The 15,622-nt window shown below is 64.1% G+C and carries 12 protein-coding genes; 8 read left to right on the top strand and 4 right to left on the bottom strand.

The window, feature by feature from the left end; genetic code table 11:
- Positions 1–13 precede the first annotated feature (13 nt).
- Together DES44_RS00930 and DES44_RS00925 are read right to left on the bottom strand one after the other, a co-directional pair.
- On the bottom strand, positions 14–1,765 hold the full coding sequence (locus DES44_RS00930) for a cytochrome c biogenesis protein DipZ (RefSeq protein ID WP_058936606.1): 1,752 nt from the start codon (positions 1,763–1,765) through the stop codon (positions 14–16).
- Between the two features lie 318 nt (positions 1,766–2,083).
- Positions 2,084–2,590, bottom strand: a complete 507-nt coding sequence (locus tag DES44_RS00925; protein ID WP_083525864.1) for a DUF2147 domain-containing protein — start codon at positions 2,588–2,590, stop codon at positions 2,084–2,086.
- 254 nt (positions 2,591–2,844) lie between these two features.
- On the opposite strand from DES44_RS00925, the gene DES44_RS00920 reads away from it, so the two are divergent.
- The 3 genes from DES44_RS00920 to DES44_RS00910 all read left to right on the top strand — a co-directional run bounded on the left by DES44_RS00920 (position 2,845) and on the right by DES44_RS00910 (position 6,170).
- A protein-coding gene (locus tag DES44_RS00920; protein ID WP_375137503.1) for an IS3 family transposase occupies positions 2,845–4,091 on the top strand; the annotation gives its coding sequence in 2 pieces (ribosomal slippage) (positions 2,845–3,160 and positions 3,160–4,091; 1,248 coding nt in all).
- Between the two features lie 40 nt (positions 4,092–4,131).
- Positions 4,132–4,881 carry a response regulator gene (locus tag DES44_RS00915; protein WP_058937620.1) on the top strand — a complete coding sequence of 250 codons (750 nt, stop codon included), beginning with the start codon at positions 4,132–4,134 and terminating at the stop codon, positions 4,879–4,881.
- A gap of 50 nt (positions 4,882–4,931) precedes the next feature.
- On the top strand, positions 4,932–6,170 hold the full coding sequence (locus DES44_RS00910) for an ATP-binding protein (protein WP_083526114.1): 1,239 nt from the start codon (positions 4,932–4,934) through the stop codon (positions 6,168–6,170).
- Here the strand turns inward: DES44_RS00910 and DES44_RS25880 are convergent.
- Positions 6,080–6,448 (bottom strand): GGDEF domain-containing protein, encoded by a 369-nt coding sequence (locus DES44_RS25880; RefSeq protein WP_116001249.1) that lies wholly within the window; start codon positions 6,446–6,448, stop codon positions 6,080–6,082. The two genes, DES44_RS00910 and DES44_RS25880, sit on opposite strands and share 91 nt — an antisense overlap.
- 233 nt (positions 6,449–6,681) lie before the next feature.
- Between DES44_RS25880 and groES the strand changes: the two genes are divergently transcribed.
- The 4 genes from groES (at position 6,682) to DES44_RS00885 (ending at position 13,468) form a co-directional block, all read left to right on the top strand.
- A complete protein-coding gene (gene groES, locus DES44_RS00900; protein ID WP_058936611.1) occupies positions 6,682–6,972 on the top strand; it encodes a co-chaperone GroES in 291 nt (96 codons plus the stop codon).
- Positions 6,973–7,167: 195 nt separating this feature from the next.
- On the top strand, positions 7,168–8,805 hold the full coding sequence (gene groL / locus DES44_RS00895) for a chaperonin GroEL (protein WP_058936612.1): 1,638 nt from the start codon (positions 7,168–7,170) through the stop codon (positions 8,803–8,805).
- 242 nt (positions 8,806–9,047) lie between these two features.
- Positions 9,048–11,063 carry a DUF1631 family protein gene (locus DES44_RS00890; protein ID WP_083525865.1) on the top strand — a complete coding sequence of 672 codons (2,016 nt, stop codon included), beginning with the start codon at positions 9,048–9,050 and terminating at the stop codon, positions 11,061–11,063.
- 179 nt (positions 11,064–11,242) lie between these two features.
- Complete coding sequence (locus DES44_RS00885; RefSeq protein ID WP_058936614.1) at positions 11,243–13,468, top strand: patatin-like phospholipase family protein; 2,226 nt, start codon at positions 11,243–11,245, stop codon at positions 13,466–13,468.
- Between the two features lie 27 nt (positions 13,469–13,495).
- On the opposite strand, the gene yihA is transcribed toward DES44_RS00885, so the two are convergent.
- Complete coding sequence (yihA, locus tag DES44_RS00880; RefSeq protein ID WP_058937621.1) at positions 13,496–14,164, bottom strand: ribosome biogenesis GTP-binding protein YihA/YsxC; 669 nt, start codon at positions 14,162–14,164, stop codon at positions 13,496–13,498.
- 691 nt (positions 14,165–14,855) lie between these two features.
- Between yihA and DES44_RS00870 the strand changes: the two genes are divergently transcribed.
- A complete protein-coding gene (locus DES44_RS00870; protein WP_058936615.1) occupies positions 14,856–15,476 on the top strand; it encodes a c-type cytochrome in 621 nt (206 codons plus the stop codon).
- The last annotated feature ends 146 nt before the right edge of the window (positions 15,477–15,622 follow it).

Below are 15,622 nucleotides of genomic sequence, written 5' to 3'. Positions count from 1 at the left end.
CGGTCAAGCGGGATCACCCAAAGGTGAACAAGTAAGCAGTGGCGCCCGAGTCGAGGAACTCGATGCTGAAGGTGCGGTCGGCGATTTGGCCGGTCTGCCGTACGAGTTGGTAAAGGCGCTGTTCCGTGACGACACCAGTGCCATCCGCGCTGACGTCCGAGCCCTGCGCTTCGCCCGGCTCCTTGCCGTCGACCAGTACCCTGAACCGCACAGGCCGACCGTCACTACTCGGCCCAAGGACTAGGTGTAGGTCCCTGGAATGGAAGCGATAGACGATGCGGCCCCTTGAGGAATCTAGGACCGCTCGCTCGCGACCGATGGTCCATCGGCCGGCGAGGCCCCAATCATTCAATCTCAGGTCCCTGGGCAGGGTGTACTCAGTGGCCGTGTCTCTCGCAGCCGCAGGTCGCGACGCGAAGTTGCTGGCACGTTCGTAGCCAATGTAGGTCTCTGCAGAATGCAGAGCAACTTCGTCTGCGGCTGCTTGCACGCCTTGTGCAGGCACTTCAGCAACGCCGCCCGCAACGCTGACGCCGGACTCGCGCAACAACTGTTGAATCACATGCTCGGATTCAGCGTGATTCCCCTCGCCAAAATGTTGATGCCGGATTTGCCCCTTGCTGTCGATGAAGTAATGTGCGGGCCAGTACTGATTCCGGTAGGCCCGCCAGATGGCGAAGTCGTTGTCAACTGCCACGACATAGTCAATGCCCAAATCCTTAAGTGCCTTTCTCACGTTATCGACATCGCGCTCGAACGCGAACTCGGGAGCATGCACTCCGACCACCACCAAGCCCTGCGGTCCGTACTTCTTCGCCCAAGCCTTGACATAGGGAAGCGTCCGGAGGCAGTTGATGCAAGAGTAGGTCCAGAAGTCGACTAGCACCACCTTGCCACTCAAGGAAGCGTTGGACGGACGGTTGCCATTGAGCCACTGGGTGGCCCCGTCCAGCGGGGGCGCAATGCCAAGCTCCGGAAGTCTGGGGGCTTCTCCGTTGGTGCGCGTCACGGTCAACGCCGCTCTCTCCGAATTCGTCCGGGCCTCGCCCCCCAGCTTGGCGAGCAGCCGCTGTTCCAGCCCGCCCGTGGAAGCTACGGAAAGATTTGCCAGCGCACCGGTGTCGAGCCCAAGCGCGATTGCGGCGACACCCGCCAGCATGGCAGCACCCAAGACTTTGCGGATCCCTTCCCCTGCACCGATGGACCGCTTCATCCCGGCGAACACTTTCGCTCCGAGAAGGAGTGCAGCCCCCATCGAAGTAGCAGCGCCCGTCGCGTAGGCCAATAACAGCAGACTGCTGGACAGGCTTGCCCCTTGAAGCGCCGCCCCTGTAAGGATCAGTCCCAGAATCGGGCCTGCACAGGGCGCCCACAGCAGCCCCGTTGCCGCGCCCAGCACGAAGGATGCGCCGACACTGGGCGGTGCCTCGCCTGAGGCGGATTCCGAAAGGCGTGAACCCAATGCGACGAGGGGGCGCGTGAGCCGGTCTGCAACACGAGGCCACAGCAACGTGGCGCCGAAGAGCGCCACCAGCGCCAGTGCAGCCCATCGCCCGTATTGATTCGCGGCCACAACCCAACCACCACCGACAGCAGCGAGTGAAGCCACAAGTGCGAACGTCAAGGCCATGCCAACCAGCAGGGGTAGGCCACTGCGCAGAAAGGGGGCCTGCGCGCGGGAAAAGACAAACGGCAGTACGGGAAGAATGCAAGGGCTAACGATGGTTAGCACGCCGCCGAGGTAGGCGAGCAGGAGTAGAAGCATGACGTTGAACTCGTGTAGAAAGAAGTGTTGATTGCCGCCGAAAGTCACCAGTTAGAAGGTGTGGCTTTAGAACGCGCGCCACGCGCCTGCTAGGCCGATCTTGACGCCGTCGCTTCCGCGGAGGTGACGCCATAGAAATAGTCGGCATAGCTTCTGTCGTAGCTGGAGACTTCCAGGTGTGGAACCCTTGCATCAACTGCAGTGGTACGGGGTCTGTTGCCTCCGGCGGCGGCGGCTGTGGCTTCGGCTGCGCCTCGCAGCCGGAGCTCAAAGCGAGGGCGAGGATGGCCGAGGTGGCAACTCGGATAGAACTGAAGTTCATGCGGACTTCTTGGTAGATGCAGTGCGCGATGGTTCGGATGCTGGGCCGCCCGGCGGCAGGGCTTTGGAAGGCGCGGGCTGAGCAGGCCGATGCCAGACTTGCGTCTTGCCAAAAAGGGGAATGAAAACGTAGGGCCTCACGACCAGTTGATCGCCGTCCAGGGCGAGTCGAACGCTGTAGGTCTTGGCGTTTTCGCGGTTGTAGATCTCGCCGCGAAGCGTCGCGTTGTCGCTTGATGGTTTCAGCCCCGTGAGGATCTTCATGCCCAGAGCGGAGCGTTTATCCGCGGCGTCCATCGTCTGGCCTGGCGCACTCATCGACTTATTCCCCAGGACGCGGGTCACGGTGCCACACCATGCGTCTGCACACGGAGCAATCTCCACTTCGAGATTGCCGGAATCGGTGATCCAGCGGCCTTGGAAACCTGCCTGAGGCTGGGCAAATGAATTGATTGCTGCTACTGCGAGGACAGCAAGTGCAGCCAGAGAACGACTTTTGAGCATGCGAACTCCATAGGTGGGAGCTCGCATTGGGCAGGCTTGAGTTGTCGGGCGCTTATCCAGCCAAGCTGTTTTTGTATGACCGTATGTCAGGCGGACCCAAGGACAAACTGAGATACAAAAGTCAGGCTTACATCATGTGCTCCGATCCGACCGACTCCTGTAGAAATGAGCTAGCCCCCTGATTCACCGGACACGGTCTATCGCTTATCTTTGAGGATAGGAGTAAGACTGTGAATACGACTAGGAATACGCCCATCGAGGTGATCACGACGGACCAGCGGCGCAGACGATGGTCCGTGGCCGAGAGGGCCGAACTGGTGCGCCGCACCTACGAGGCCGGCTCCAGTGTCTCGTTGGTGGCGCGCCAGACCGGCGTCTCGGCGAGCCAGCTGTTCCAGTGGCGCAAGCTGGAGCGTCAGGGAGCCCTGACGGCGGTGTCTGCTGGAGAAGCCGTGGTGCCTGCGTCCGAGCTGGCCGCAGCACGAGCCGAGATTGCAAAGCTACAGCGTGTTCTAGGCAAGAAGACGCTGGAGAACGAGATCCTCAAGGAGGCCGTGGAGTACGCTGCGGAAAAAAAGTGGATTGCGCGCTCGCCCTTGTTGCCGACGGACGACGACCAGTGAGGGTCGTGTATGAGGCACTGGGCGTGGCGCGCTCGCATGTTCATGCGCTGCGGGGCCGACCGCACGCCTGGCAGGACGGCCGCAAGTCCCGTATGCCGCGAGAGGACGAGGCGTTGGTTGGCGAGATCAAGGCGCAGATTGCCGACCTGCCCAGCTACCGTTACCGGCGGGCTTGCGCTCTGGTGAATCGGGAACGCAAGGCTGCGTCACTTCCTCGGGTCAACGCCAAGCGGGTATACCGCGTGATGGCTGAACACGCTCTATTGCTCCCCAAAGCACCGAAGCGAACGGCGTCGAGCCGTCGCCATGATGGCACGGTAGCAGTGACGACATCCAACACCCGTTGGTGCTCTGACGGCTTCGAGATCAAGTGCGACTCCGGTGAAACGGTGACGGCCACGTTCGTCAAGGACTGCTGCGACCGGGAAATCATGGCGTGGCGCGCCTGGGCGGGCAAAGGGCTGCCTGGTGAGCCGGTCAAAGAGATGTTGATTGAGGCAGTGGAGCGGCGATTCGGATCGGTCGAGGGCGTCCCGTCGCAGCGGGTGGAGTTCCTGACAGACAACGGCGGCGCATACATTGCAGCAGATACCCGACGGATCGCCAGGTCGCTGGGGCTGGAGCCGATCAACACGCCGGTGTGCAGCCCGCAGAGCAACGGCATGGCCGAGAGCTTCGTCAACACCTTCCGGCGGGATTACTTGAGCCGCATGGACCTGACGGACGCTAGGACGGTGATGGCGCAGTTGCCAGCAGCCTTCGAGCACTTCAACGAGGTGCACCCCCACTCGAGTCTGCAAATGAGGTCACCTTGGGAGTTCAGACGTGAATTGAGAGACCAGCGGCGCCTGGAGATTCCAGCGCTAAATTGCGAATAGCCCGTGTCCGGCTGTGCAGGGGCAAGATCAGAAAGTGAAGATGGCCATGTCAGACCACATCCTCATCGTCGACGACGACCCCGACATCCGCGAGATGCTTGTCGACTACCTGATGCGCCAGGGATTGCGAGCCAGCGGCGCTGCAAGCGGCCGAGAGATGCGGGACGTGCTCGCTAGAGAGCGGATAGATCTGGTCGTTCTGGATCTGATGCTTCCCGGAGAGGATGGAATCAGCTTGTGCAGAGAGCTCCGAGCGCCCAGGCAACCATCGCTCCCGATCGTCATACTCAGTGCTCGCTCGGACGAAGCCGATCGGATCCTTGGCCTTGAGCTTGGAGCGGACGACTACTTGTCGAAGCCGTTCGCCGCCCGTGAGCTTTACGCGCGGGTCAAATCGGTGCTGAGACGTACGCGGATGATGCCGCCTCAGATCCCTGCAGAGGTTCCCAGATCGCAGCTCAAGTTTGGAGACTGGATCCTGGACACCTTGGGTCGCAACCTTGTCGACCACGACGGAACAGTCGTACGTCTCTCGGGCGCGGAATACCGGCTTCTGCGAGTGCTGTTGGAGCATCCACAGCGCATCCTTTCCAGGGAGCAGTTGTTGCAGCTCACGCAAGGTCGCGAGGCGGACGTCTTCGACAGGTCGATCGACCTTCTGGTCAGCCGAGTTCGCCAGCGGCTACGAGATGAGCCTCGGGAGTCGCGCTACATCAAGACCGTGCGCAGCGAGGGCTACGTGCTGTCTGTGCCCGTTCAATCCATGTCTTCTTCCAGCGAGGGCTCTTGAAAACTCCTCGAACGCTGCTAGGGCGCTTGGTCGTGGTCATCGTTGTCAGCATGACGCTGGCCCAAGCGTTGACCTTTGTGTTTGTGCTCGCGGAGCGCAGCCTCAGGATGCGCGGGATGATGGTGGACTATCTCTCCGCCGATGTCGCGAGCTCTGTCGCCATACTGGAACGCCTGCCGGCGTTCGAGCGCGGTATGTGGATCGAGCGACTCCAGCGTCCCAACTATCGGGTTCGATTGGGTGACGAGGGCGGGGGGAGCAGTCCTTTAGAGAGCCCCAGCGGCATGGCAAAGACAGTTTCGCAGTCCCTGTCTCAAGTACTGGGGCAGACAGTTGTCGTCAAGGAGAGCAGTGGCGCCGATGGAGATCTTCGACTTGATCTTCGCTTGCGCGACGGCCAACCTGTTTCAGTGTTGATCGGACCGCCAAGCCTGCGTCTCTCGCCATGGCTACTTGCAGCATTGGGCTTCGAGCTAGCGCTTCTTGTAGCCGGCTGCTGGCTAGCCGTACGGCAGGTTACGCAACCCCTGAAGCAGTTGGCGGATGCGGCGCGTTCGCTCAGACCCGGCAAACGCGGAATCGCGTTGCCGCGTGTGGGTCCGTGTGAGGTGCTGGATGCGGCCGAGGCATTCGAGCAGATGCGGCAGCGCATCAACGAACACCTCGAAGAGCGCGTTGAAATGCTGGGCTCGATTTCGCACGACCTACAGACGCCGATCACGCGGATGCGACTTCGGGTCGACATACTCCGGCAAGAGCCCCTCAGAGACAAGCTCCTGGCTGACTTGGCGCAAATGCAACATCTGGTAGAGATGGGGCTCGCCTACGCCCGGACCAGCCAGGCAGTCGAGGAGCCACTTGTTCCCACGGACTTGGTTGCGCTTCTCGAAAGTACCATCGCTGACTACTCCGACGCGGGCAAGGCGGTGATTTGGACGGGAGGTGCCGCCCGCAATACACGCACCCGACCCAAAGCCTTGCATCGGATCGTTGTCAATTTGATCGACAACTCACTCAAGTTTGCAGGTGCTGCAGAAGTAGCCCTGGAGTCGCGCGCCGACGCCATCGAGATCAGCGTCATGGATAGAGGCCCTGGCATCCCGCCAGAGGCCATCGACAAGGTCATTCGGCCCTTCTATCGGGTCGAAGGCTCGAGAAGCCGCGAGACCGGCGGAACGGGCCTGGGACTGGCGATCGTTCAGCGCTTGCTCGTGCATTGCGAAGCGGAGTTGATACTGCGCCCGCGAGAGGGCGGTGGCCTGGTTGCGAAGGTTCGACTCCCTGTATAGCGTCGTTGCCCCCTATTGAGCGCGGGTTCTGTTGGATCAACCGCTTGCAGGTTCTGGCCTTGATGAGGGTGGTCCAGTTGCACCAAACCCACACTGGAACCGATGCGGAACCGCTTGCAATCATCGGCGAACCGGAAGTCATCCATGCGCTCGCAAATCTGCTCCGCCAAGCCTCGCGCCTGATCGGCAGGGCAGTGCGCCAGGATGACTGCAAACTCCCCCGCGAGTCGGACCAGCGGGTCGCGTGCGCGCACTGACTCTGCGAGCAATTTGGACACCTACCGCTGTCCAATGGAGCGAAAGTTTCAACTTAGACGACGAACTTCCCAAGTTAGCCGAATCTCGACACCCCCCTTGAAACGTCACAACCCGTCCCTATAATCCTGTTGCTAGCACTCAGCGCCGCCGAGTGCTAACAGTTGGCACTGAAGGGTGCTAACCGCATTCTTGTGACGGGTCGGCCTCTCGTAGCCGGCTCAGACATCAAGTCCGACACAGTCAAGGAGATCAGATGAAACTGCGTCCTCTGCACGATCGCGTGATCGTCAAGCGCCTCGAGAACGAAACCAAGACGGCCTCCGGCATCGTCATCCCCGACAACGCCGCCGAAAAGCCTGATCAGGGTGAGGTCTTGGCCGTCGGCCCGGGCAAGCGCAATGACAAGGGTGAGTTCGTTGCCCTGAACGTGGCCGTTGGCGATCGCGTCCTGTTTGGCAAGTACAGCGGCCAGACCGTCAAGGTTGACGGCGAGGAACTGCTGGTCATGCGCGAAGAAGACCTCTTCGCCGTCATCGCCAAGTAAATCCACCCGGTCTCAACGCGGCGCGCTGGCGTCACGGGGGCCCTTTCGATCCTGGCACCGCCCTCACGGGCCCTGCCACCGGACGGCCCCGCGCAACCAGCCCGCCGCGTGCCACGCAACCCACAGCTTTCACCGCCTGCGGTACTCCCTGCGTCGCGTGGCTGACCTCTCACTACTGAATTCGGAGAATCTCACATGGCAGCAAAAGACGTTGTCTTCGGCGGCGAAGCCCGCGCTCGCATGGTTGAAGGCGTGAACATCCTGGCCAACGCGGTCAAGGTCACGCTGGGCCCCAAGGGCCGTAACGTGGTGCTGGAGCGCTCGTTCGGCGCCCCCACCGTCACCAAGGACGGTGTGTCGGTCGCCAAGGAAATCGAGCTGAAGGACAAGCTGCAGAACATGGGCGCCCAGATGGTCAAGGAAGTCGCTTCCAAGACCTCGGACAACGCCGGTGACGGCACCACCACCGCCACCGTGCTGGCCCAGGCCATCGTGCGCGAAGGCATGAAGTACGTGGCCGCCGGCATGAACCCCATGGACCTGAAGCGCGGCATCGACAAGGCTGTCGCCGCTCTGGTCACCCAGCTGAAGGCCGCCTCCAAGGCCACCACCACCTCCAAGGAAATCGCTCAGGTCGGCACCATCTCCGCCAACAGCGACTCCGAAGTCGGCCGCATCATCGCTGAAGCGATGGACAAGGTCGGCAAGGAAGGCGTGATCACCGTGGAAGACGGCAAGTCGCTGGAAAGCGAACTAGACGTCGTCGAAGGCATGCAGTTCGACCGCGGCTACCTGTCGCCCTACTTCATCAACAACCCTGAGAAGCAAGCCGCACTGCTGGACAACCCGTTTGTCCTGCTGTACGACAAGAAGATCAGCAACATCCGTGACCTGCTGCCGACGCTGGAAGCCGTCGCCAAGGCTGGCCGCCCGCTGCTGATCATCGCTGAGGAAGTGGACGGCGAAGCGCTGGCGACCTTGGTGGTCAACACCATCCGCGGCATCCTGAAGGTCGTGGCCGTCAAGGCTCCGGGCTTCGGCGACCGTCGCAAGGCCATGCTGGAAGACATCGCCATCCTGACCGGTGGCAAGGTCATCGCTGAAGAAGTGGGCCTGACCCTGGAAAAGGTCACCCTGGCCGACCTGGGCCAAGCCAAGCGCGTCGAAGTGGGCAAGGAAAACACCACCATCATCGACGGCAACGGCGCTGCTGCTGACATCGAAGCCCGCGTGAAGCAAATCCGCGTGCAGATCGAAGAAGCCACCAGCGACTACGACCGTGAAAAGCTGCAAGAGCGCGTGGCCAAGCTGGCCGGCGGTGTTGCCGTGATCAAGGTCGGCGCTGCTACCGAAGTCGAGATGAAGGAAAAGAAGGCACGCGTGGAAGACGCGCTGCACGCCACCCGCGCTGCCGTGGAAGAAGGCATCGTGGCTGGTGGTGGCGTGGCACTGCTGCGCGCCCGTCAGGCCGCTGGCACCATCAAGGGTGACAACCCTGACCAGGACGCCGGCATCAAGCTGGTCCTGAAGGCCATCGAAGCCCCGCTGCGCGAGATCGTGGCCAACGCCGGTGGCGAACCGTCGGTGGTGATCAACACCGTGCTGGCCGGCAACGGCAACCACGGCTTCAACGCTGCCAACGACACCTACGGCGACATGATCGAAATGGGCATCCTGGATCCCACGAAGGTCACCCGTACCGCCCTGCAGAACGCCGCTTCCGTGGCTTCGCTGATGCTGACGACCGAATGCATGGTCGCCGAATCGCCGAAGGACGAAGGCGCCGCTCCCGCCATGCCCGGTGGCATGGGCGGCATGGGCATGGACATGTAATGTCCACGGACAGGGCCTGGCCCTGTCCCCGCAGTCCCGCTGCATCAAAGGGTCGCTTCGGCGACCCTTTTTTTTCGTCGATCCGTGGGGAGCGCCGCTGGGGGCTGCAGGCACCTGCGACGCGCGGGCCGTTACAAATTCGCCCCCCGCGGCCCCGGCCCTGCGGGTTGCTTCGCCCGCCTTGGCAGGGGATGCACGGCCGGTGCGGCAAAGCCCGATAATGGCGGCGCACTTACATATTCATGATGGTTCAAGCGCCTTCGCAGCAATCCCTGGTCCTGGAGACCCTGGCTCATGTTCCCTCCCTGGCGCATGCCGTCTACGGCGGCATCCAGGACGAACTCAAGAGCCGTCTGGAGCACCATCAGCTGATGGCGGGCTGGTCCAAGCGCCGGGCGCATTTTTCGGCGGACCTGGAAGCCTCGCTCAGCCGACTGCTGAACCTGGCCGCCGAAGGCAAGGACCCGCTGGCGCGGGACCGCCAGGTCATCCACAGCGACAGCCTGAGCCTGAGCCTGGTCGATGAAAACCAGGCGCTCAAGGACGTGGCCATTGCCCACGTCATCACCACCATCGAAGACAGCACCCGGGCTGAACTGCATCAGCTGGGCAACTTCTTCGGCGCGCTGCGCGGCATTGCCCGCCCGCTCAAGAGCGACAACCCGCTGCGCGCAGCCGTCTTCGCCCATGCCCTGTCGCGCGCCATCGAAGGCGTGGACCTGGACGCCGACGGCCGCTACAAGCTGATGCGCATCGCCGCCCTTCCGCTGGCGCGGCAGTTGCAGCCGATCTTCACCCTGCTGTGCCGCGAACTGCGGCAGGCGCAGCTCAGTGGCATGCTGCAAAGCCATGGGTCGGCGGTGAAGGAGTCCGACCTGCGCATGCGCCAGTTCAAGGCGCTCAACCAGAATCCGCAGGCGCCCAACACCACGCTGGACGAAGTCGCGCTGCTGCTGGACGCCGTCACGCGTCCCCATCAGCTCGATGAAGTGGTCAGCCCGCGCCTGGGTCCCGGCGCACCCGGCAGCGCCAAGGGTGGCGACCTGCTGTCTCGTCTCTACGACCAGATCCTGGCGGACACCAGCCTGCAGCCGCAGCTCAAGGTGTTGATGGGCCGCTTGCAGGTCGCCATCGTGCGGCTCTCCCGCCTGGACGTGACGCTGCTCAAACGCCAGGACCACCCCACCTGGCTGCTGCTCAACCGCATCGCCGCCCATGGCGCCGGCTACCGCAATGCGGACGACCCGGGCCTGCTGGCCTTCCTGCAATTGGTGGACCGCAGCATCCAGCCGCTGATCGCGGCGGAGCAACCCGCTGCCAGCCAGTTCAAGCAGGCTTTGGTCGAGGTGGAACGCTACATCCGGGAGCAGGCCGAACAGCACAGCCAGCCCAGCACCGGTGCCCTGGAGCGGCTCGACCGCGAACAGCAGCGCCAGGAATGGCAGCGTCTGCTGCGCGAGCAGTTGCAGCACCAGCTGGACGATGCCAATGCCGGCAAGTTGATGCGTCGCTTCCTGCTGGGCCCCTGGGTGGAGGTCATCGCCCAGGCGATGGTGCAGTTTGGCCGGGAATCCGAACAAGCCGCGCTCTACGTGGATCTGGTGGACGGGCTGCTGCACAGCGTGCAGCCGCATGCGGATGACGTGGCCCGTCAGCGGCTGCGGGCGCGCTTGCCGCAGTTGGTGCAGTCGCTGGAACAAGGCATGGACAGCATCTCGCTGCCGCCGCTGCAGCGCCAGGCTTTCATGAACGAGCTGATGCGCCAGCATGGCCGTGTGCTGCGTGGCCTGCCCGCCGATGAAACCGTGGCCACCGACAGCGCACCGCGCCGGCCGGCACTCACGCCGGAAGAGGTGCTGCAGCAACTGCTGGCCGAGCGTGAATCGCAGCTGCCCTCGCGCTGGGCGCACGAGCGGGTCGACCGCGGCCAGCTGCCGACCGTGCCGATCGGGCTGTTCGCCGACGAACGCTCGCCCGACGCCAAGGTGGCCCTGCAGCAGTGGATCAACGGCATGGAGATCGGCAACTGGTACCACCTGTTCATCAAGAGCGAATGGGTGACTGCGCAGATCGCCTGGATCAGCGACAGCGGCCAGCTGTTCCTCTTCGTCAGCCAGTTGCCGGACGACCGCCATTCGCTGACGCGCGGCGCGCTGGAGCAACTGGTGGTCAACGGCCTGATCACCATGCTGGAGCCGGAGCCGTTGCTGCAGCGTGCCATCGGCACGCTGATGCAGGACCTGGAACAGCAGCGCTGAGGGGCATCGTGATGTTCTCCCGCCCCGGACTGGCGCGGGCGGCGGCCTGGTTGACGGCCGTCTGCCTGCTTGTGCCGTCCGCACACGCCGGTCCGATCGCGACGCGAGGCTTGCAGCCGTCCGCATCGGTCACACTCGCTCCGGTCAGGCCCTTGTCGGTTGCCCAGGCGCCGGTCCCCTTGCCGCTCCTTCAGGGCGACCCCGCCACGGTGTCCAGCCCCCGGCCGACCGGTCCTCGAGCGCGCCTGGGCCTGGTGTTGTCCGGCGGCGGCGCACGCGGCCTGGCGCACGTGGGCGTGCTCAAGGTGCTGGAGCGGGAACACATTCCGGTGGACGTGATCACCGGCACCTCCATGGGCGCCATCATTGGCGGGCTCTATGCCAGCGGCATGTCCGCCGACAGCCTGGACCACGAACTGCGGCGCATCGCCTGGGACCGGCTGTTTGCCAGCCGGGTGGATCGTCAGGACCTGTCCCAACGCCGCAAGGAAGAGGACTTCGAGTTCTCCGCCACGATCGAATTTGGCCTGCGCAATGGCGAGGTCCGGGTGCCCACTGGCACGCTGTCCAGCCGAGGCCTTGAAGCGCTGCTGCGCCGGCTGACGCTGCCGGTGCGGGACGTGACGGATTTCGACCGCCTGCCGACGCCCTTCCGCGCCGTGGCCACCGACATGGAAAGCGGCGCCGAGCGGGTGCTGTCACAGGGCGACCTGGCCCTGGCCTTGCGGTCCAGCATGAGCGTGCCCGGCGTCTTTGCGCCGGTGGAATGGGAAGACCGCATCCTGGGGGACGGCGGCCTGGTCAACAACCTGCCCATCGATGTGGCCCGCGGGCTGGGCGCCGAGCGGGTGATCGCGATCAATGTCGGCACCCCGGTGGCGGGTCGGGAGTCGCTGAATTCGCTGCTGGGTCTCACCTCCCAGATGATCACCATCCTGACCGAGCAGAACGTGCAGCGCTCACTGGCTTCGATGGCGGCCGGCGAAGATCTGCTGATCACGCCCAGGCTGGGCAAGCTCACCTCGGGTGACTTCGACAAAGCGCCGGAGTTCATCCGCCTGGGCGAAGAGGCGGCCGAAGCCATGCTGCCGCAGTTGCGCGCCTTTGCGGTCAGCCCCGATCTGTATGCGCAATGGCAACAGGCCCGCAGCGGGCTCAAGCCGCCGGCGCCGCTGGTGGCGGCCATCCAGCTGGAAGGCAGCGAGCTGACCAATCCGGAGCGGCTGCGCAGCCAGCTGGAGTCCAGGCCCGGCGTGCCCTTCGACAACAGCAAGGCCGAACGCGACATGCGCTTCCTGTCCTCCAGCGGCGACTATGAGCGGGTGGACTATCACGTCGAGAAGCGGGACGAGGGCGAGACGCTGGTCTTCAACCTGGAAGACAAGCCCTGGGGGCCCAACTACTTCCGCGTCGGCATGGACCTGTCCACCGACTCCAGCGGCGACAGCTTCTTCAACCTGCGCATCAGCCACAACCGGCACTGGCTCACGGACACCGGCACGGAATGGCGCAACCAGGTCACCATCGGCGAGACGCCGCGGCTCTACACCGAGCTCTACCATCCGCTGGGCCTGCGGCTGGGGCTGGCGGACGACTGGTTCGTTGCGGGCTGGGCCGAGGCCAACCAGCGCAAGCAGATCGTCTACAACGACAACGACCCGGACAACGCCACTCTCGGACAGGCCCGGGTGGTGCGTCGTGATGCCAGCGTAGGCGTGGACCTGGGCCAGCCCTGGGGGCGCTGGGGAGAGGTGCGGCTGGGCGTGGTGCGCCAGATCCGGTATGCCAAACCCGACCTCATCACCCTGCTCTCCCCCGAGTTCGGCAAGCTGCGCTGGACCAGCAACGAATCGGGGCTGCGGCTCAAGACGGTGGTGGACCAGCTGGACTACGCCAACTTCCCGCAGCACGGGTATCGCGTCACCGCCGAGGCGGAAGCCGGGCGGCAGGACAACAAGAACCTCAACAGCGGCAAGTTCGTGCGCGTGAGCGCCGACGGCACGATGGTGCAGAGCTTCGGTGGCCACACGCTGAGCTTCTACATGCGCGGCGTGGCGGTGCAGCAGCCTGATGACTCAGGGCTGGGCGGCTACACGCTGGGCGGCTTCCACCAACTGTCGGGCTACCAGCCCAATCAGCTCAGCGGCAATGCGTTGCTGTTCACCCGCGCGACCTACTACCGGCGGTTGAACGATTCCCCCTTCCTCTCCCGCGGGTTCTTCGTGGGGGGCACGCTGGAGGCGGGCAACACCTGGACCAGCCGGCGCGACATCAACCCCAAGGACCTGCGGTATGCAAGCAGCATCTTCCTCGGGTCGGACACCGGACTCGGGCCGCTGTATGTGGGGCTGGGCTATGCGCCCAAGGCGGGGACCTCGCTGTACGTGTTCATCGGCCGGCCCTGATCGATCGCGGGCCAGGGTGCCCGCCGATCACACGCCGTCCTCGTCCTCGTCATCCGACGACAGCACACGGGGCGCACGGTGGGCCCAGTCGTAGATCAGCTCGGCCGCATCATCCAGGCCCTGCTTGTTCAAGGCAGAGAACAGGCTGACCGCGATGTCGGAGTCTTCAGTGGCCAGCACCGCCAGTTCCTTCTCCACCTGCGCCAGTGCAGCGGCCCCTTCCTTGCGGTTGAGCTTGTCGGCCTTGGTGAGCAGCACCAGCAGGCTGACCTCGCCCGCTGTCACGCGGTCGGAGACGAACTCCAGCAACTGCTTGTCGAGGTCGGTCAGGCCGTGACGTGAATCCACCATCAGCACCACGCCCGACAGGGTTTCGCGCTGGCTGAGGTAGTCGGCCATCACGCGCTGCCAGCGCAGCTTGGCGTCGCGAGCCACGGCGGCATAGCCGTAACCGGGCAGGTCGGCGAACAGGGCGTCCGGAGCGTCCTTGGGGCCCAGCACAAACAGGTTGATGTGCTGCGTACGACCCGGCGTCTTGGACGCAAACGCCAGGCGCTTTTGCTGCGCGAGTGTGTTGATGGCCGTGGACTTGCCCGCATTGGAGCGGCCTACGAAGGCGATTTCCGGCAGCGGGCGAGCCGGCAGCGTCTCGGGCTCACCGGCTTCGCGCGTGTCCTCGTCGCCGTCGGCCTCGATGCCATCCTCCTCACCGTCATCACGGGCGAGAGCGTCATCGTCTCCATCGGAGAGGTCGGTGTCCTCCCACGATGCCTGTTCAGCGGCCAGCCGCTCATCGGTCTCGTCGTCGGGCTCCTGGCCCGGCAAGATGCCGTTCTGAGGCAGATGATGCAACTGGCTCGCCGTGGTCAGGAACCGGGCCGTGTGGGTCCAGGCCAGGGCGCGCTTGGCGGGCGTCACGGTGTCGGTCGGCTCGGGGGCTACAGGGGCGGCCACGGCATCGCGTCGCTTGGGGGCGGCGGCCTGAGGGCCGGCCTGGGTGGCCTTGCCCGCTTTGGCGCCAAGTGTTGCCCCTGCTTTGCCGCCCGTTTTGAGCGGACCCTTGCTCGACGATTTCTTGCCCGACGATTTTTTGCCCGGTTTGCCCCCAGACTTGGCCAGCTTGGCCGCCTTGGCGTCCTTCGCCGCCTGCACGGCCGCCGACACTTTCAGGCCCTTGGGGCCCGAACGCTTTTCACCCGGCGCCCGTTCGGAAGCGGCCGCTGGGTCAGGCGTTGTCCCTGATGTTGTTCCCGGACTTGTGCGGCCTGCGGGTTTCCCTGGGGTCGCCGAAGCGGGTTTCTTGTTGGAATCGGTCATCGCGCTTCGGGTGTCAAAGAGACCCCATTGTAAGATTTCTCGGTTGCGCTCATCCAACCCCTCAACATTCATGAAGACTGTCTCTTTCTTGTTGTCGAGCTTGGTTCTGTTGTCCGGCGCTGCGTGGGCGGCGGACAACCAACCCGCTGCCAAGCCCGATCTTGCCCAAGGTCAAGCCAAGGCCACCCAGATCTGCGCGGCCTGCCATACGGCTGACGGCTCCCGGGGCCTGTCTGCCAATCCCATCCTCCAAGGCCAGCATGCGGACTATCTGGCCAAACAACTGCATGAGTTCAAGGCCGGCAAACGCGTCAATGCGGTGATGAACGGCATGGCTGCCGCCCTCACCGATGACGACATCCGCAACGTCGCTGCGTTCTACGCCAGCAAGCAGGCCAAACCGGGTTCTTCCAAGAACAAGGAACTGGTCGCGCTGGGCGAGAAGATCTACCGCGGTGGCATTGCCGACAAGCAGGTGCCTGCCTGCGCGGGCTGTCACAGCCCCAACGGTGCAGGCATCCCGGCGCAATACCCGCGCCTGGCCGGCCAGCACAGCGAATACACCGAAGCGCAATTGACCAATTTCCGCGCCGGTGCCCGCGCCAACAACGCCGCCATGGCCGCGATTGCCGCCAAGCTGAACGACCGAGAAATCAAGGCCGTGGCCGACTACGTGGCCGGCCTGCGCTGAACCCGGCGGTTCCCGCACGGGGAGATCTGACCCGCCCACGGCCCCGGGGGCGGTCCTCTCCAGACACAAACACCGGTGCTCGCACCGGTGTTTGTCCATCTGCAACGGCATGCACCTGCTTGTTACATGGGCAGATGGCATGCCGC

Origin of the sequence: Roseateles depolymerans (assembly GCF_003387155.1) — a bacterium.
GTDB lineage: Bacteria > Pseudomonadota > Gammaproteobacteria > Burkholderiales > Burkholderiaceae_C > Roseateles > Roseateles depolymerans.
This window is presented reverse-complemented; position numbering and strand designations above follow the sequence as displayed.